The 19,068-nt window shown below is 24.3% G+C and carries 19 protein-coding genes and 2 tRNA genes; 18 read left to right on the forward strand and 3 right to left on the reverse strand.

Features of this window, described 5'->3' with window-relative positions:
- Positions 1-36 precede the first annotated feature (36 nt).
- Entirely contained in the window at positions 37-1,104 is a 1,068-nt protein-coding gene (gene hemH, locus CKSOR_RS02535; RefSeq protein WP_108674020.1) for a ferrochelatase, read from the reverse strand.
- A gap of 271 nt (positions 1,105-1,375) precedes the next feature.
- On the opposite strand from hemH, the gene CKSOR_RS02540 reads away from it, so the two are divergent.
- From CKSOR_RS02540 to dapB, 3 genes are read left to right on the forward strand one after another with little or no spacing between them, the layout of a single operon-like run.
- Positions 1,376-2,278 (forward strand): NAD kinase, encoded by a 903-nt coding sequence (locus CKSOR_RS02540; protein WP_108674021.1) that lies wholly within the window; start codon positions 1,376-1,378, stop codon positions 2,276-2,278.
- Positions 2,279-2,287: 9 nt separating this feature from the next.
- Positions 2,288-3,964, forward strand: coding sequence for a DNA repair protein RecN (locus CKSOR_RS02545; RefSeq protein ID WP_108674022.1), 1,677 nt, complete (start codon positions 2,288-2,290; stop codon positions 3,962-3,964).
- A gap of 29 nt (positions 3,965-3,993) precedes the next feature.
- Complete coding sequence (gene dapB, locus CKSOR_RS02550) at positions 3,994-4,788, forward strand: 4-hydroxy-tetrahydrodipicolinate reductase (RefSeq protein WP_108674226.1); 795 nt, start codon at positions 3,994-3,996, stop codon at positions 4,786-4,788.
- 2 nt (positions 4,789-4,790) lie between these two features.
- On the opposite strand, the gene murB is transcribed toward dapB, so the two are convergent.
- The gene (murB, locus tag CKSOR_RS02555) at positions 4,791-5,831 is read right to left on the reverse strand and encodes a UDP-N-acetylmuramate dehydrogenase (protein ID WP_108674023.1); all 1,041 of its coding nucleotides are present in this window, start codon (positions 5,829-5,831) and stop codon (positions 4,791-4,793) included.
- 184 nt (positions 5,832-6,015) lie between these two features.
- Between murB and CKSOR_RS02560 the strand changes: the two genes are divergently transcribed.
- The 4 genes from CKSOR_RS02560 to CKSOR_RS02575 all read left to right on the forward strand — a co-directional run bounded on the left by CKSOR_RS02560 (position 6,016) and on the right by CKSOR_RS02575 (position 7,662).
- A tRNA-Gly gene (locus tag CKSOR_RS02560) sits at positions 6,016-6,091 on the forward strand.
- Between the two features lie 28 nt (positions 6,092-6,119).
- Positions 6,120-6,193: transfer RNA gene (locus tag CKSOR_RS02565), tRNA-Cys, on the forward strand.
- Between the two features lie 46 nt (positions 6,194-6,239).
- Positions 6,240-7,280 carry a quinone-dependent dihydroorotate dehydrogenase gene (locus CKSOR_RS02570; RefSeq protein ID WP_108674024.1) on the forward strand — a complete coding sequence of 347 codons (1,041 nt, stop codon included), beginning with the start codon at positions 6,240-6,242 and terminating at the stop codon, positions 7,278-7,280.
- Between the two features lie 25 nt (positions 7,281-7,305).
- Positions 7,306-7,662, forward strand: a complete 357-nt coding sequence (locus tag CKSOR_RS02575) for a thioredoxin family protein (RefSeq protein ID WP_108674025.1) — start codon at positions 7,306-7,308, stop codon at positions 7,660-7,662.
- On the opposite strand, the gene CKSOR_RS02580 is transcribed toward CKSOR_RS02575, so the two are convergent.
- Entirely contained in the window at positions 7,657-9,027 is a 1,371-nt protein-coding gene (locus tag CKSOR_RS02580) for a DEAD/DEAH box helicase (RefSeq protein ID WP_108674026.1), read from the reverse strand. The genes CKSOR_RS02575 and CKSOR_RS02580 overlap by 6 nt on opposite strands.
- A 171-nt stretch (positions 9,028-9,198) precedes the next feature.
- Between CKSOR_RS02580 and CKSOR_RS02585 the strand changes: the two genes are divergently transcribed.
- The 11 genes from CKSOR_RS02585 to minD all read left to right on the forward strand — a co-directional run bounded on the left by CKSOR_RS02585 (position 9,199) and on the right by minD (position 19,068).
- On the forward strand, positions 9,199-9,393 hold the full coding sequence (locus CKSOR_RS02585) for a zinc-finger domain-containing protein (protein ID WP_108674027.1): 195 nt from the start codon (positions 9,199-9,201) through the stop codon (positions 9,391-9,393).
- 21 nt (positions 9,394-9,414) lie between these two features.
- Positions 9,415-10,251 carry a UTP--glucose-1-phosphate uridylyltransferase GalU gene (galU, locus tag CKSOR_RS02590; RefSeq protein ID WP_108674028.1) on the forward strand — a complete coding sequence of 279 codons (837 nt, stop codon included), beginning with the start codon at positions 9,415-9,417 and terminating at the stop codon, positions 10,249-10,251.
- Between the two features lie 88 nt (positions 10,252-10,339).
- The gene (locus tag CKSOR_RS02595) at positions 10,340-11,500 is read left to right on the forward strand and encodes an FAD-dependent monooxygenase (protein WP_108674029.1); all 1,161 of its coding nucleotides are present in this window, start codon (positions 10,340-10,342) and stop codon (positions 11,498-11,500) included.
- Positions 11,501-11,586: 86 nt separating this feature from the next.
- Positions 11,587-11,826 (forward strand): helix-turn-helix domain-containing protein, encoded by a 240-nt coding sequence (locus CKSOR_RS02600; RefSeq protein WP_108674030.1) that lies wholly within the window; start codon positions 11,587-11,589, stop codon positions 11,824-11,826.
- 52 nt (positions 11,827-11,878) lie between these two features.
- Complete coding sequence (gene purH, locus CKSOR_RS02605; protein WP_108674031.1) at positions 11,879-13,474, forward strand: bifunctional phosphoribosylaminoimidazolecarboxamide formyltransferase/IMP cyclohydrolase; 1,596 nt, start codon at positions 11,879-11,881, stop codon at positions 13,472-13,474.
- Complete coding sequence (gene ruvC, locus CKSOR_RS02610) at positions 13,474-14,022, forward strand: crossover junction endodeoxyribonuclease RuvC (RefSeq protein ID WP_108674032.1); 549 nt, start codon at positions 13,474-13,476, stop codon at positions 14,020-14,022. The genes purH and ruvC overlap by 1 nt, the downstream gene beginning before the upstream one ends.
- A gap of 16 nt (positions 14,023-14,038) precedes the next feature.
- Positions 14,039-14,617: a Holliday junction branch migration protein RuvA gene (ruvA, locus tag CKSOR_RS02615; RefSeq protein WP_108674033.1), complete on the forward strand. Its 579-nt coding sequence runs from the start codon at positions 14,039-14,041 to the stop codon at positions 14,615-14,617.
- A 25-nt stretch (positions 14,618-14,642) separates the two neighbouring features.
- Complete coding sequence (ruvB, locus tag CKSOR_RS02620; RefSeq protein WP_108674034.1) at positions 14,643-15,683, forward strand: Holliday junction branch migration DNA helicase RuvB; 1,041 nt, start codon at positions 14,643-14,645, stop codon at positions 15,681-15,683.
- Positions 15,684-15,733: 50 nt separating this feature from the next.
- Entirely contained in the window at positions 15,734-17,500 is a 1,767-nt protein-coding gene (locus CKSOR_RS02625) for a glutamine--tRNA ligase/YqeY domain fusion protein (RefSeq protein ID WP_108674035.1), read from the forward strand.
- Positions 17,501-18,184 carry a septum site-determining protein MinC gene (gene minC / locus CKSOR_RS02630; RefSeq protein WP_108674036.1) on the forward strand — a complete coding sequence of 228 codons (684 nt, stop codon included), beginning with the start codon at positions 17,501-17,503 and terminating at the stop codon, positions 18,182-18,184.
- Positions 18,185-18,252: 68 nt separating this feature from the next.
- Positions 18,253-19,068: a septum site-determining protein MinD gene (minD, locus tag CKSOR_RS02635; RefSeq protein WP_108674037.1), complete on the forward strand. Its 816-nt coding sequence runs from the start codon at positions 18,253-18,255 to the stop codon at positions 19,066-19,068.

Consider the following 19,068-nt stretch of genomic DNA (forward strand, 5'->3'; position numbering starts at 1 on the left):
AAGTATATGATTTTAGCAAATATAAAAAATAGTTTATTAATTCCAATTTTTTATATTATTTTTTATAAAATCTGACATTCCATCTAACCATAAGTTATTATCATTAGGAGCCGAAATATAACGAAAAATCTTACCACCAAATTCTAAAAATTCTTTTTTATAACCTTCTTGTACATCTTCTAATGTTTCTAAACAATCTGAAACAAATCCAGGGCAAATAATATCAACACTACTCACCCCATTTCTAGCTAATCTTTTGACTACATGAGATGTATATGGTTTTAACCATTTTCCAAATCCAAAATGGCTTTGAAAAGAAATCTCTATATCTTCTTTAGGTATATTTAATTCATTACATATTAAATTAGCAGTATCAATACAGTCATAATAATAAGGATCTCCTTTATTAATAGAATTAACTGGCAATCCATGAAAACTTATTATTAATTTTTCGGAACGACCTTTTTCTTTCCAAAAAGATGAAATCTTTTCAGTTAAAAATTTTATATAAAAATTTTCATTATAAAATCTTTTAATAAAACGTATTTCTGGCAAATCACGAACATTACGTATACAGTGATATACTTCACACATAACACTAGCAGTAGTAGTATAAGAATATTGAGGATATAATGGTAAAATAAGTATTTTGTTACATCCTCCTCTAATTAAATCATTCAATGATTCTTTAATAGATGGCTTCCCATATCTCATACCTAAAGATAATTTTACAGAATTATTAGATTCTTCATTATCTAATCTATTTTCTAATCCTAATAATTGTCTTTTACTATATACACTTAATGGAGAGCCATCTCTCATCCATATTTTTGCATAGCTTTGCTCAAGTTTTCTAGATCTTAATAATGAAACAAAATATAATATAGGTATCCATATTAGTCTAGGCAGATTAATAACCTTTGGATCTGATAAAAATTCCATTAAATATTTTCTAATATCTTTACTATCAAAATAATCAGGTGTACCTAAGTTAACTAACAAAATTCCAGTTAGTTTATTTTCTTTTTTAACTAAATCTGAATTTCCTAATTCATCATTTACTTTAAATTTTAAATATTTTTTAAAATTATCTATTATTGCCATAAAAGTTAACTCCATAAATAAAATGATGTGATTTTTATCATTGTAAATTACAAACATTTATAGTGTTTTAAAAATATCATATTAATATTACTATCTACATAAAATATATAATTAAGTTAGTGTAATAAAATCTTATATAAACATATTTTGCTATTTCATTTATAATGAAAAATATAATGTAACATTGTTACTATATATCATTATTTAAAATATTATAATAATCTTTATATATAACTAGTGTTATATATAAAATGTATTCAAGAGTAATAGTATGCAATTTGATAAAGTAGCACTAATAGGAAGATATCAAGATACCGGATTAGATGCACCATTAATAGGATTAGCCGAAAAATTAATCAAAACTGGTAGAAAAGTAATAATAGAAGCTGAAACAGCTAAAAATACAAATTTAAATAATTATGAAATAGCTTCATTAAAAGAAATAGGTGAAAATGTATCATTAGCTATAGTAATGGGCGGAGATGGAACTGTACTTGGAACTGCTAGATCATTAGCCCCATATAACGTTCCTTTATTGGGAATTAATCATGGAAAATTAGGATTTATTACAGATATACCAATAGAAGATGCTTATATAGCTATTATGAATATAATTAATGGTAATTTTTTCATAGAAGAAAGAAAATTACTACAAGGTTCAGTATTAAGAACAGGTAAAAAATTATTTTCTTCTACAGCTTTAAATGATATAGTCATAAACCGTTCAAATAACGGCGGAATGATAGAGATAAAAATTGATTTAAATGGAGAATTTATGCATATACAAAGGGCAGATGGTTTGATTATATCTACTCCTACTGGCTCTACTGCATATTCTTTAGCTGTGAATGGACCTATTTTACACCCAAGTTTAGAAGCTATGTTAATTGTACCAATTGCTCCACAAACTTTATCAAATAGACCTATCGTAATTCCTTCTTATAAAACTTTAGAATTAACATTAATTTCTTCTGGTAGAATAAATAAAAAAGCTAGTGTTCATTTTGATATGCAACCATGGTCTGAATTAAAATCTGGAGATAAAATTAAAATTCAATCAGCTAAACATTCCATTAAATTAATACATCCGTCTGGCTATAGTTTTTTTTCAACATTGAGACGCAAATTACATTGGAATTTAATGCCACAATTCTCTGAATATTTTGAAAAATAAATCATCACAATGTTAAAAATATTAAAAATAAAAAATTTTGTTACAATTGATAGTATAGAAATAAATTTTAGCAATGGATTAACAATTTTATCAGGCGAAACTGGTGCAGGAAAATCAATCATTGTTGATGCAATATCTTTAATTGCTGGAAATAAAATAAAAAAAAATTTTGTAAAATTTAATTATGATAAAGCTGAAATTACAGCTATCTTTGAAAAAAATATTTTAATAGAAAAATTTTTGCAAAATAAAAATATACAATCTAACAATACAATTATCAAAATAAAGAGAATAATATATTCAAATGGAAAAAGTAGAGTATATATTGATGATATGATTTATCCATTAGCTCTATTAAAAGAACTTGGATCACTTTTAGTAATTATACATAGTCAAAATTCATATTTATCAATAGATGATCAAGTTACTAAACTTGATATAATAGATTCATATTGTAATAATTTGCCATTAAGAGAAAAAGTTATTAATTTGTGGTATCAAATTAAATATTTAAAAGAACATTTAATAAAGCTAGAGAAAAAAAATAGATTGTTAGAATCTAGGTACTCTCAAATTTATGAAGAATTTCAAAAATTAAAAGATTTAAATTTACAAAAAAATGAAATAGATTTTTTAAATAAAATATATAAAAAATTTTCTAATATTGAAATAGTTAGTTCATTAATTAATAAAATATTTAATGATCTTGATTCTGATAAAGATTCGATAATTTCAAAAATTAATAATATATCTAATAATATTAAAAGCTTAAATAAATATGAAGATAATTTAGAAAATATTATAAAAGAAATAGAAACTATTAAAATTAGTATTAGCGAAATAATTTCTTACTTTAATAAATATATTTCTAATATTGATAGCAATAAGTATGATATTAAATATATAAAAGATAGATTAAATTTAATTAATAAATTTGCTACATTATATAATGTCATTCCAGATAAGTTATATGATTATTATCAAAACATACAACAAGAGATTAAAAATTTTAATAAATTAGAAGATATTTCTAATGTTATTAATGAAATTAAAATTTTAGAAACAGAATTAACTGAATCATTAAATATTTTATCTCAAAATAGAAAATACGCGGCTAAAAATCTTAGTAATGATATATCTAAAATTATGAATTTACTATCTATGAAAAATAGTACATTTCAGATTGATATAAATGAAATTGATCATTTTAGATATGGATTTGATTCTATAGAATTTTTAGTAAATACTAACGTAGGAATGGATTTAATTCCTATATCAAAAGTTGTATCTGGAGGAGAAATGTCTAGAATTTTTTTAGCTATATCTTTTGTAGTAGGCAAAATTCAGAAAGCAGATTTTATAATTTTTGATGAAATTGATAATGGAGTTAGTGGTGCTATAGCAGAAAAAATAGGTAAAATATTACATAAATTAGGTGAAAATTCTCAAATATTATGTATCACACATTTACCACAAGTAGCTATTTATTCAAATGAACATTTTTTAGTAGAAAAATTTATTGATAATTCTCAAAAAACCATATCCATTATAAAAAAATTAAATTTTTTAGAAAAAAAAGAAGAAATAGCAAGAATGTTAGGAGGCATAGAAATAACAGATACGGCTCGTGCACATGCACAATCAATGTTAAATAAAATATCTAGAAAGAAAAATAAAAGCATATAATTATAATGGTAATACATATAGGAGAAAAAATGATCACTGCAATATCTGGTGTAAGTGGTAAAATGGGTAGAATGCTAATACAAACAATTAATGATAATAATATAATTAAGTTGGGAGCAGCATTTGATAAAAATCCAAATATTATTGGTAAGGATGCTGGTAGTTTAATAGGCATTCAGACTAATATAATAGTTACTGAAAATTTAAATGAATTATCTAAAGTAGATTGTTTAATTGATTTTTCCCGCCCTGATAACACTATTAAAAGTTTAGAATTTTGTATAAAAAATAATACTAATTTAGTAGTAGGTACAACTGGTTTTAATGAATATGAATTATCACAAATTAAAAGTGCCTCAAATCATATAGCAATATTTTTATCTCCTAATATGAGTATTGGAGTAAATGTCACTTTAAAATTATTAGAAATTGCAGCTAAAATGTTAAAAAATGATTATGATGTAGAAATTAATGAAGCACATCATAATCAAAAAGTTGATAGCCCTTCTGGTACTGCCATCAAAATGGGAGAAGTTATTGCTAATTCATGGGGTCAAAAATTATCCGATATAGCTATTTGGTCTAGATATGGAAATATAGGTCCAAGAAAAAATGGTACAATAGGATTTTCTACAATTAGAGGTGGTGACATTGTAGGAGACCATACAGTATATTTTTGTGGAACAGGAGAAAGAATAGAAATTAGTCATAAATCTAATAGCAGAAAATCTTATGCGGAAGGGGCTATAAAAGCTGCTTTATTTTTAGAAAATAAATCTAAAGGCTTGTATGATATGAATGATATTATAGAGTATAATCGATAAATTCATACATAAACTGGTTCTTTTTCAAGTAAAATTCCAAATTTACTAAGAACAGTGCTTTGAATAGCTGAGGCAAGATTAATTATATCAATTGCCTTGGCATTTCCTTTGTTTATAATAATTAGAGCATGCTTATCATCTACATATGCATTTCCAATATTTTTTCCTAAAAATCCACATTTTTCTATTAACCAACCAGCTGATACCTTATAAAAATCATTTTGTGTATAAACTACAATATCTGGAAATTTCAAAAATAATTGTTTATACGTTATTTGGTCTATTATTGGATTTTTAAAAAAACTACCTACATTACCATATATTTTATAATTAGGTAATTTTTTGTTTCTTATATTACAAATTATTTCATATACATCTAATGCTGAAAGAGATTTTTGATTCTTTATATATTTTTTTAAATTATTATGATTTAAATTAGGAACCCAATATTTTTTTAATTTTAATGTTACCGATAGTACTATAAATCTGTTTAAATTATTTTTCAATTTGAATATACTATTTCTATAAGAAAACTTACAATCATTCAAATACATATTTACTAATTTACCATTAAATATATCGATGGCTAATAAACTATGAAAATAATCACAAAATTCCACTCCATATGCACCAATATTTTGAATAGGAGCAGCACCAACAGTACCAGGAATTAATGCTAAATTTTCCAAACCATAATATCTATTAGAAATAGACCAAAATACAATATCATTCCATAATTCACCAGCTGCAATTTTTAAAAAAATATCTTCATGATTTTCTTTATAAATTTCTATACCTTTTAAATTTACTTTAATAACTAAATCATAGATATATTCACTTAATACTACATTACTGCCTGATCCTAAACAAAATATTTTTGAAAAATTTTTTGATATTTTTATCAATTCCGGTATATCTGAAAAATTGTCAAAATTTATATATGATTCTGCAATAGAATTTAACCCTAATGTATTTAGAAATCGTAAATTTTTTTTATTAATGCTTATTTTATGAATATTTAAATTATTGCTAAGATTATCCATGATACAATAAGATGATCCATGATATAAAAATTTATAAATTATTGAAAAAAAATTATAAATAATACTATTTATATGTTATAGTTATACTTATGTTATTATACAATAGAAATTGTATATATAATATGATAATATTATGCATATAATTATGTTAATTATGTGTTTCTTTATATTTGTTGTTTATTTTGCGGGAATAGCTCAGTTGGTAGAGCGCAACCTTGCCAAGGTTGAGGTCGCGAGTTCGAGACTCGTTTCCCGCTCCAAATTTAATTTTATTAAATAAATTAATTTGGCGCGATGGCAGAGTGGTTATGCACCGGACTGCAAATCCGTGTACGTCGGTTCGATTCCGTCTTGCGCCTCCAAGAAAATATCAACTATATCTTGTGAAAATTTTCTGATTATATCAATATGTCAATAATATTCAAATCATATCCATTTATAAAAAAATTACTATTTTCTGTAGATGCAGAAAAAACTCATATATATGTATTAAAAAATTTGCAAAAATTATCTTATTGCAAATTTTTTAGAAATTTGATGTTATCAAATTTCATAAAAAAACCAACTAAAATAATGGGTTTAAATTTTAAAAATCCTGTTGGATTAGCTGCAGGAATGGATAAAAATGCTGAATATATAGATTCTTTAAGTTTATTGGGTTTTGGCTTTATAGAAGTTGGAACTGTAACACCTTTGCCTCAATCAGGTAATACAAAACCTAGATTATTTAGAATTGAAAAAGATAATGCAATAGTTAATAAAATGGGATTTAATAATTTAGGCATAGATATTTTTTTGCAAAATATTAAAAATAATATTTGGCAAAAAAATGGAGGTATCTTGGGAATTAATATAGGAAAAAACGCTATTACACCTATAAGTCAAGCAATAGATGATTATATAATATGTATGAATAAAATATATAATTATGCTGATTATATAACAGTAAATATTTCTTCTCCTAATACTAAGGACCTTAGATCTTTGCAAAATATTGATTTGCTAGATTTATTTTTATCTAAAATATCAGATAATAAGCATTTATTATCTGATAAATATGGACGTTATGTACCAATAGCTATAAAAATAGCTCCAGATTTAAGTGATGAAAATATAAAAGATATTTGTAAATTGCTTATTAAGCATAAAATAGACGGAATAATAGCAACTAATACAACTAGTCAATTACATTTATCTGATCATTTACCTAAATTTGTTAATGAAGGTGGTTTATCTGGTCAGCCATTATTTAAAAGATCAACACAAGTTATTTCTATAATTAAAGAAATAGTAGAAGATAATATATCAATAATAGGATCAGGTGGTATTATGACAAAGTATGATGCTTTAGAGAAAATTAATAATGGTGCAGATGCAATACAATTATACACAGGCATAATTTATAAAGGACCCAATTTAATTAATGATTGTATAAAAGTATTTCATTGATAATCTATTTAATACATTAATATATATGCCTTTAATTATTCCAAATAGCAATGATAATAATTTCGTTTCAAGTGATATGATTGTGTGCTTTTGCGCATCTTGGTGTTCAACATGTATTGATTATAAAAAAAAATTAGAAATTTTTTCTAATTCTATAACAGAATATTCATTTATATGGTTAGATATAGATGATCATGAACATTTAATTGGAGACATTGAAATAGAAAATTTCCCTACTATTTTAATAAAAAAATCAAATAAAAATGTATTTTTTGGTACTATTTCTTCTAATATTCTAGTTTTAGAAAAAATGTTATCAACTTTTAATGAAAATAAATCTACTTTATTTAAAGATATTATTAATATAGATTTAAATCTATAAACTTTTTCCTCCTAATAAAATAGCTTTTTGATTTGAAAAATTATTTTGTTTTTTATTTTGTATGTTTGAATAATTTGAATCTAAAATTTGATTAATAATTTTATTATTATCATTTAATAAAACACACTTTTCTGAATTTTGTATAGAATATTTATTAATTAAATCAAGATTTAATAAATCTTTTTTATTTGAAAGATATTTTATATTAACATTTTCTTTAGATATTAATTTTATATTATTGATAATTTTTTCATCTTTTTGGAAGCAAAAAGAAATGGACTCACCTTTGATGCCTGCTCTTCCAGTTCTACCTATTCTATGTATATAATCTTCTAATGTAGATGTGATATCATAATTAATAACACAAGATACTAAAATATCTAATCCTCTTGAAGCTACATCAGTAGCTACTAATACATTAAATTGGTCATTTTTAAAAGCATTAATAGTAGTATTTCTATCTTTTTGTGATTTGCCACTATGAAGAAAATCAGAACTAATATTTGCATCAGATAAAAATTTATTCAATTCATATACATCTGATTTTTTATTAGCAAAAAGAATAACTTTACGCCATGTATGATTTTTTAATAAATATAAAATAGTATTTTTTCTAAGATCTTTACTTTCAGCAATATAAATTGTTTGTTTTATAGTATCTGCTATAGTATTAAAATCATTCAATTTAATTTCTATAGGATTTTTTAAATATGCTTGACTTAATTTATTTATTTCTTTGTTAAAAGTGGCTGAAAATAAAATAGTTTGTTTATTAACTGGTAATGCTTGAATAATTTGCTCGACGTAATATGAAAATCCCATATCTAACATTTTATCTGCTTCATCTAATACAAAGAAAGATAAATAATTAAAATTTATATTGCTAGATTTTATATGATCTATTAATCTACCAGGTGTTGCAACTAATATTTCACACCCAGAATGTAATATTTTATTTTGTTCTTCAAAATTTACTCCTCCAAATATTACACAACTACGTAACATCGTATTGTTACAATATTTTATAATATTTTCATGTATTTGTGAGGCTAATTCTCTTGTAGGTGTTAATATTAATACTTTAATTTGGTGTTTAGCAGGAGACATACTGGGATTAGACAAATGAATAATTTTTTGTATAATTGGTATTAAAAATGCGGCAGTTTTACCAGTCCCTGTTTGTGAAGATGCTATAACATCGTAGCCATTTAATATAGCTGGAATAGATTTATTTTGTATAGCAGTTGGAGTTGTATAGCCAAGGTAACTTATATTCTCTAATAGTTTGGTATTTAATCCAAAATCAGAAAATTTATTGTTAATTATATTTGTATTAGATAAATTTTTAGAAAGAATTTGATTCATTAATATTGCAATTTTATTTGTTAATATGTTTATATTAAAAACATAGTAATTATATTTCTTAATATATAAAATATAATTATAGCATTAATATTCTAATAGATTAAAAATTAACAATTTTTATGTATTTATTATATAATCAAACAATAATCTGACATCTTAAAATTTAATATTATGAATACTATTAACAATCATATTGTACAAAAAAGAATTATAGAGATAAAATCAAAAGATGTTTCAATTTGTTGCCCTATGCCTAACGAAAATATTTGGAACTTACATCCAAAAATTTTCTTAAAAATTACAGCTCCAGATAATAAAGTAAAATGCCCATATTGTAATACAGAATATAGAATTTTTGTTAAATAGTAAATTTTATTTTTTATTATCATGGGTATAATAAATAAAGCAATATTTCCAGTTGGAGGTATGGGTACAAGGTTATTACCTGCGACTAAAGCTATGCCAAAAGAGATGTTATCCATTATAGATAAACCAATTCTTCAATATGCTGTAGAAGAAGCTCTTAGGTCTGGTATCACAGAATTAATTTTCATAACAGGAAGAAATAAACTAATAATAGAAGATCATTTTGATACGTCTCCAGAGTTAGAACAATATTTATTAGAGAAAGAGAAATATCAACTACTAAAAAATATAAAATCTATTTTGCCTAAAAAAGCTATTTGTATATATCTAAGACAATCAGGCCCTTTGGGTTTAGGACATGCTATTTTGATAGCTGAAAAAATTATAGGTAAAAATCCATTTGCAATAATCTTACCAGATGATTTAATAGATTCAAAAATACCTATTACAAAAAAATTAATTAATATTTATAAAAAATATCAACAAAGTATTTTATGTATTGAAAAAATAAATGTTTATGATAGTGTAAAATATGGTATGGTTTCTTCAAAATCATTAAATCAAGTTTTAGGTCAAATTAATCATATTGTGGAAAAACCTCTTCCTATAAACGCACCATCTAATTTAGCTATAGTAGGAAGATATATATTGAATTATGATATTTTTGATTTTTTAAAAAAAACTCCTAAAGGTATTAATAATGAAATACATTTAACAGATGCCATCAGTTTAATGATAAAAAAACATACAGTATTAACATATAAACATCGTGGTATTAGATATGATTGTGGAAGTAAGCAAGGATTATTTAAAGCTAATATTGAATTTGGCATAAAATATCATAATTTGACGATTTAAATTTTATAATATTATTGATATAAATAATTTAATTTAAAACCATAAAAACAAATTTTTTAATTTTTCAAATATAAATTAAGAATTTCTTATGTATCAAAATAAATATAGTGTAGTGATATTAGGTGCTGGACCAATTGGATCATTATTTGCAATAATGTTATCTAAAAAATGCAAAAAACTAGAAAAAATTTTATTAATTTCTAAAAAATTTACATATGATGATAAAAGAATTTTGGCTTTAAACTACGGTAGTGTACAAACTCTTAATCAATTTAATGTATTTCCTAATATACATAGTCATATAAAGAATGTTCATATATCATACAAAAATCATTTAGGTAGAGTATTAATAAATAATACAGATTTTCAAATTCCCTTTCTTGGAAGTGTAATATCATATAAAGATTTATGTAATTCATTACATAAATCTTTATTAAATTCTAAAATTAATATTATTTATGAAGATAATGTATCAATTATAGAACAAAATGAAAAACATGTAATAATTAATGTAAATAATAAAAATATTTATTCTGAACTACTTATAAAAGCTAATGGTATTAATGTTAATGAGAATTGTATTAGCATTAATGATATTTGTAGAGAATATAATCAATATGCACTTATTACAGAAATAAAATCTAGTTATAATAAACGTTATTGGGCATGGGAAAGATTTACACAATTAGGTCCTATTGCAATATTACCACATCCATATAAAAATGGTCATTTTTCTGTTATTTTGTGCACTTCTAAAAATTATAGTGCATATTTACTAAATTTGAATAAATATGATTTTTCTACCACTTTGAATGAAATATTTGGTTCTCGCTTAGGAAGATTGGAAGTGATTGATGATAAACATATTTTTCCATTATATTTAAAAATTAAAAAAAATATTATTGATGGTAGAATTATTTCTATTGGTAATGCTGCACAAACATTACATCCTATTGCTGGACAAGGTTTAAATTTAGGTATAAGAGATGTGGTTTATTTAGTTAAATATATTACTCCATGGTTGAATGAGCAAGAAGAATTTTATAATATGGCACTGAATATATTTAATGAAAAAAGAAAATGTGATAGAAATTTAACTATCAAAACAACAGATATTTTATCCAAAATTTTTTTAAATACTGATAATTTTTCACAAATATCATTAAGTTTTGGAATGATTATGATGAGTATGATTACACCAATTTCTTATCCATTATCTAATCATATGGTTTATGGATTTAGAAAATAAGTACTAAAATGTAACATATTTTATTTTTAATTCAAAATATTATATGTAACAATATATAATATTATTATACTATAAAACAGAAAAACATGACAAAAAATCATATATTGAAAGAATGTGTACGTAATTCTTTAATAGAATATTTTGAAGATTTAGGTTCTTATCAACCAAAAGGAATATTAAAGATGATTACAAAATGTATAGAAGAACCAGTTATAGAATTAATTTTAGAAAAAACTAAAGGAAATCAATCACAAACTGCAGAAATTTTAGGTATTAGTCGTAATACTTTAAGAAAAAAAATGTTACTACATAACATACATGAGTAATTTATTATTTTGTATGTATATTTTATAATTATCTTTATCAAATATAAATTTTATGAATATAAAAACTGCATTATTATCAGTATCTGATAAAACAGGCATAGTAAAATTTGCTAAGACATTAGAATCACAAAATATAATTTTGTTATCTACTGGTGGAACTTCATCTTTATTAAAATCTCATGGAATAAAATTTTTAGATGTATCAGAATATACTAAATCTCCTGAAATATTAGATGGACGTGTTAAAACATTACATCCAAAAATACATGCTGGTATTTTAGCTAAAAGAAATGATAAAAACCATTTAGATTTATTAAAATCAAATGAAATATTACCTATAGACTTAGTTGTAGTTAATTTGTATCCTTTTGAATCTACTATTGCATCTGATAATTGTAAATTATCAGATGCAATAGAAAATATGGATATAGGTGGACCTACTATGATAAGAGCTGCTGCTAAAAATCATGGTGATTCAATAAATCCTGGTGTTACTGTTGTAACAGATATAAATGATTATCAAGATATTCAAGACGAAATTCTTAAAAATGGATTTATTTCATATAAAAAACGTTTACAATTATCAATAAAAGCTTTTGCTTTAACAGCTAAATATGATGGTAAAATAGCTGAATTTCTTAGCAGTCTAAATATGGATGACGAAATTGCTTTATTAGAAAATACAATATCAAAAAAGAAATGGCCTGATGTACTCACTATGCAATTTTTTAAAAAGCAAGATTTACGTTATGGAGAAAATTCTCATCAATCAGCATCTTTTTATATAAATAATTATAATAATGCAACGATTAGTAATGCTATTCAACTTCAAGGCAAAGAACTATCTTATAATAATTTAGCAGATGCAAATGCTGCTTTTGAATGTTTATTAGAATTTAACGATCCTGCATGTGTTATTGTAAAACACAATAATCCTTGCGGAGTTGCAATTAGTAATAATATTAAAAATTCTTATCAAAAAGCATTTTCTACAGACCCTATATCAGCATTTGGTGGTATTATTGCTTTTAATCGTATAGTTGATTTAGATACTGTAGAATTAATTTTTTCACAGTTTATAGAAGTTTTAATTGCTCCTGATTATACTCAGGAAGCTATAGAAAAATTATCTTTCAAAAAAAATATAAGAGTATTGAAAACATCTAATAATATTAAACCAGAACTTATAAATTTTAAAAAAATAAGTGGTGGATTATTAATTCAAGATTATGATAATAGTCAAATTTCAAAATCTTCTATGAAAGTTGTAACTAAAAAACACCCTTCAGATCAAGAAATAGAAGATATGATATTTGCTAGTAAAGTCGCAAAGCATGTGAAATCAAATGCTATAGTATTTGCTAAAAATGGTATGACATTAGGTATCGGAGCTGGACAAATGAGTAGAGTAGATTCTGTCAAAATAGCTACTATAAAAGCAAATAATGTTGGATTGAAATTAGAAAATTCTATAGCTGCATCAGATGCTTTTTTTCCTTTTAGAGATGGTATAGATCAAATAGTAGCAGCTGGCATTAAATGCATAATTCAACCTGGAGGAAGTATTCATGATGAAGATATTATTTTAGCTGCTAACGAACATAATATAACAATGGTTATTTCTGGTATCAGAAATTTTTGTCATTAATGAGAATTTTGGGGATAGATCCAGGTCTTAGACATACTGGTTTTGGAGTAATTGATATTGTAGGGTCTAAATCATTATATGTTATTAGTGGGACTGTTGATGTACCTAATAATTTAACTATGATTAAAAGATTAAAAATTATCATGGACAGCCTTAAAGAAATAGCTTTAGAAACCAAGCCTAACGTAGCAGCTATGGAAATAATATTTTTAAATAATAATCCTGCAACAACATTATTGTTAGGACAAGCTAGAGGTGCAGCTATGTGTGCTATAGCAAATATGTCAATTCCGTTATATGAATATACTGCTTTACAAATAAAAAAATCAATTGTAGGTAACGGAAGGGCATCTAAATATCAAATTCAAATCATGGTAAAAAACCTTTTATCTCTTAATAATATACCTTCAGAAGATTCTGCTGATGCTTTAGCATGTAGTTTATGTCATGCAAATACGTTTTCGATAAAAAATAAATTATCAATCAATCAAAATATGATAATTGATAACTATATAAAAAAAATAAAAAATGGCAGATACATAATATAATGAGATACATAATATAATGATAGATAGAATAATAGGTATTTTTGTAGAAAAATCTCCAAATACAATATATGTAAATGTACAAGGCATAGTTTATAGTATTGAAATTTCTAATAATATTTTAGAAATATTGCCTAAATTAAATGAACAAATATTAATATTTGTTCATTTAATTATTAGGGAAGATGCTCACACATTATATGGATTTAAAAATGCAAATGAAAGAAATATTTTCAGAATGTTAATTAAGGTAAGTGGTATAGGTCCACGTACTGCTTTAGCCATACTGTCTAAAATTTCTATTGAAGAATTATCAAAAATTATTATTTCAAGAGAGTCTTATAAATTAACAACCATTCCAGGTATAGGAAAAAAAACAGCTGATAGATTAATATTAGAATTAAAAGAAAAATTCAATGATATAATTATAAATGATATATCAAAGCAAGATTATGTAAATAGTAAAAAAGATATCTTAGATGCTCTTATTGCTTTAGGTTATTCAGAAAAGGAAGTAATCTCAGTTCTAAGTAAACTTTCTGATAATATAGATGTATCAAATGGAATTAAAGAAGGGCTAAATTTGTTATCTAAATAAAATTTTTACTGATAAATATACTCAAATGATTATTAAAAAAGACTCTTTATCAGTTATTGATAGTGATAAAGATAGATTAATTACACAAAAAATTATTTCTAATAATGAAGAATCAATAGAAAGAGCATTAAGACCAAAATCTATAGCAGACTATGTTGGGCAACAAAAAGTAATTGCTCAATTAAAAATTTTCATAGAAGCAGCTAAAAATAGAAAAGAGTCATTAGATCATGTACTATTATTTGGTCCTCCTGGATTAGGAAAAACTACTTTAGCACATATTATATCATATGAAATGGGTGCAAATTTAAAACATACATCAGGACCTATTTTAGAAAAACCCGGTGATTTAGCTGCTTTATTAACTAATTTAGATCAAAATGATGTACTGTTTATAGATGAAATACATCGTCTTTCACCTGTAGTCGAAGAAATATTATATCCAGCACTTGAAGATTTCAAAATAGACATAATGATAGGAGAAGGTCCTGCAGCTAGGAGTATTAAAATAGATCTAAAACCTTTTACATTAGTTGGTGCTACTACCAGAGCTGGAATGCTAACTAATCCACTTAGAGATAGGTTTGGTATAGTATCTAGACTTGAATTTTACAATACTTCTGATTTAACAAAAATTATAAATAGAAGTGCTAAATTAATGAATCTTAATATAGATATAGAAGGATCTAATGAAATAGCAAAACGTTCTAGAGGAACTCCTAGGATTGCTAATAGACTTCTAAGAAGAGTACGAGATTATTCTGAAGTTATGTCTAAGGGATATATTAATATAGAAACTGCAAATTCCGCTTTATCACTTCTTGAAGTAGATAAAAATGGTTTAGATATGATGGATAGAAAGTTATTAGAATCTATTATTTATCAATTTAATGGTGGTCCAGTTGGTATAGATAGTTTAGCAGCAGCAATCAGTGAAGAAAAAAGTACAATAGAAGATGTTATAGAACCATATTTAATCCAAAATGGATATATACAACGTACTAATAGAGGACGAATTATAACAGAAACAGCTCTAAATAATTTAAAAATTAATAAAAAACAATAAAAATTAAATTTTTGGGTAGATATAACTTAAAAAGTAATCTAAATATTATTATGGCAATTTTAGAACCATTAACGAAAGAAAAAACTAATTTTATTAAAAATATAATAGAAAAAGATTTAAAAAATAACTTATTCAAAAATAAATTATGGGCAGGATATCCAGCTCCATCTTATAAACAAAATAAAAATAAAATTGACAAGGCAAAAATTCGTACAAGATTCCCACCTGAACCAAATGGTTATTTACATATTGGGCATGCTAAAAGCATTTTTTTAAATTTTAGTTTAGCATTAAATTATAATGGTAGATGCCATTTAAGATTTGATGATACTAATCCTGATAAAGAGAATTCAGAGTATGTTGAATCTATTATAAAAGCTATAAAATGGCTAGGATATAGTTGGGATACAGATGGTGAAAATAATTTATATTATGCAAGTGATTATTTTGAATATATGTTTGAATTTGCTGAAAGTATGATAGAAGGCGGATATGCTTATATAGATGAACAAACTCAAGATGAGATTAAATTAAATAGAGGTACATTAACAGAGCCTGGCAAAAATTCTCCTTGGAGAAATAGACCAATCCATGAATCTTTATCTTTATTTAGAGACATGCGTGATGGAAAATTTCCTAATGGACATTTAGTTTTGCGAGCAAAAATAGATATGAGCTCACCAAATATTAATTTAAGAGATCCTATAATATATCGTATACGTCATATTGAGCATTATCGTACTAAAAAAAAATGGTGTATATACCCTATGTATAATTGGGCTCACCCAATAGAAGATGCATTAGAAGGTATCACACACAGTATATGTACATTAGAATTTGAAGATCAACGTCCATTTTATGATTGGACTCTTAATATTTTATATAATTTAAATAAGATTAATAAACCATTTCCTAGACAATATGAATTTTCAAAATTAAATTTAACTTATATAGTTACAAGCAAAAGAAAATTATTACAATTGATTGAAGGTAATTATGTAGAAGGATGGGATGATCCTAGGATGCCTACTATATTAGGATTATGTAGAAGAGGATATACTCCAAACTCTATACTTAATTTTTGTGAAAAAATACCTATCTCTAAATCTGAATCTACTATTGACTATTCTATTCTTGAACAATCATTACGTGATGAGCTAGAGCTAACTGCAAAAAGATTCATGGCTGTAATTAATCCTTTAAAATTGATAATAACTAATTATCCTGAAAATAAATCAGAAATTTGTTATGCACCAGTGAATCCACATAATCCGTCTGATGGAATCCGTAAATTTAATTTTTGTAGAGAATTATGGATTAATTTTGATGATTTTTTAGAAAATCCTACTAAAGGGTATTTTCGTCTTTATCCTGGAAATATAGTAAGATTAAAATATAGTTATATAATAAAATGTACAAAATGCATAAAAGATCAAAATAATAACATTTTAGAAGTACATGCTGAATATATAGAAAATACAAAAAGTAATACTGAAGGATCTAATAAATTTAAGGTAAAAGGTAATATTACTTGGGTAACTCAAAAATATTCTTCACATGCTAATGTTATATTATATGATAGATTATTTAATGATCCATATCCAGATTCTAGTGGTAAAAATTTTTTAGATTATATCAATGATAAATCTAAAGTAGAAGCTAAAATTTGGTTAGAAGAAGGTATAGTCTTAGATCATAATGATTATTGGCAATTCGAAAGAATGGGTTATTTTAAATTAGATAAAAAACAAACAAATCATATACCTATCATAAATAGAATAGTTACATTAAAAGATTCTTGGAAAAATTCTAAATAAATGAATACTACTACACAATATTTATATTCAATAATAGACTTCAAAGGTATCACATTATATGCAATAAAATTAGTGATTTATTCTAATGATATTAATTTGATTAATATTAATTTAAGACAGCATATATCTAAAAATCCATTATTTTTTCAAAATGAATCTTTAATATTAGATTTAACAAATGTAAATGATGATATAGATGTAAAAGAATTACTTAATGTATTAAAACAGCATAAATTAAATATAATTGGTTTTAATGCAATAGGTAATAATTATAGTAATTTAATTATTTATGGTATCCCTTATATAGATAATACTTATATTAATAAAAATTATAATAAACAAACTAGTATTCAAGAACCTACATTGATTATTAATAAACCATTGAGATCAGGGCAAAAAATATATGCAAAAAATGCTGATTTAGTTATAATAGGAATGGTAAGCCAAGGAGCTGAAATCATTGCAGATGGTCATATTCATGTATATGGACCATTAAGGGGTAAAGCAATAGCTGGTGCTAACGGGAATGTGAAATCATGTATATTTACAACTCAATTAGACGCCGAGTTATTATCTATATCAGGTATTTATAATATGTTAGATAATAAGTTAAATAAAAATATATATAATCGTCCAACATTAACTTATTTATATAATGAAAAATTATATATTGAATCAATTTAAATAAGTTAATCTAATCTATTAAGTTTGAATATTTTTTTGTAATAAAAAATTTTAAAGGTCAATTTATAATGGCACGTGTAATTGTCATAACATCAGGAAAAGGTGGAGTAGGAAAAACTACTAGTAGTGCAAGTTTTTCTGCAGGTTTAGCTATGCATGGATATAAAACAGTAGTTATTGATTTTGATGTTGGTTTACGTAATTTAGATCTCATTATGGGATGTGAAAGAAGAGTAGTATATGATTTTGTAAATGTTATTAATAATGATGCTACACTAAATCAAGCATTAATTAAAGATAAATTAGTACAAAATTTATATATTTTACCTGCTTCACAAACTAGAGATAAAGATGCTTTAACTAAAGATGGTGTAGGAAAAATTATAAATGATTTAAAAAATATGGGTTTTGAATATATAGTATGTGATTCACCTGCAGGTATAGAAACAGGTGCTTTAATGGCTGCATATTTTGCTGATGATGCAATTATTGTTACAAATCCAGAAATTTCTTCTGTAAGAGATTCTGATAGAATATTAGGTATATTGTCTTCTAAATCAAAGCGAGCTATTAATAATGAAGAACCGATAAAAGAATTTTTGTTAGTAACACGTTATAATGCTAAAAGAGCTATAAACGGAGAAATGTTATCTATTTCAGATATAGAAGATATTTTAAGAATAAATTTAATTGGAATTATACCAGAGTCTGAAAATATCCTAAGTGCTTCAAATCAAGGTATTCCTGTTATTCATATGGATAATACTGATGTATCAATAGCATATAAAGATTTAGTATCTAGATATCTAGGAAATGATATAGATATGAAATTTATAAATTATGAAAAACCAGGCATATTAAAACGATTATTTAGAAGGAAATAA

It is taken from the genome of Candidatus Kinetoplastibacterium sorsogonicusi, from assembly GCF_003072465.1.
Taxonomy (GTDB): Bacteria; Pseudomonadota; Gammaproteobacteria; order Burkholderiales; family Burkholderiaceae_B; genus Kinetoplastidibacterium; species Kinetoplastidibacterium kentomonadis.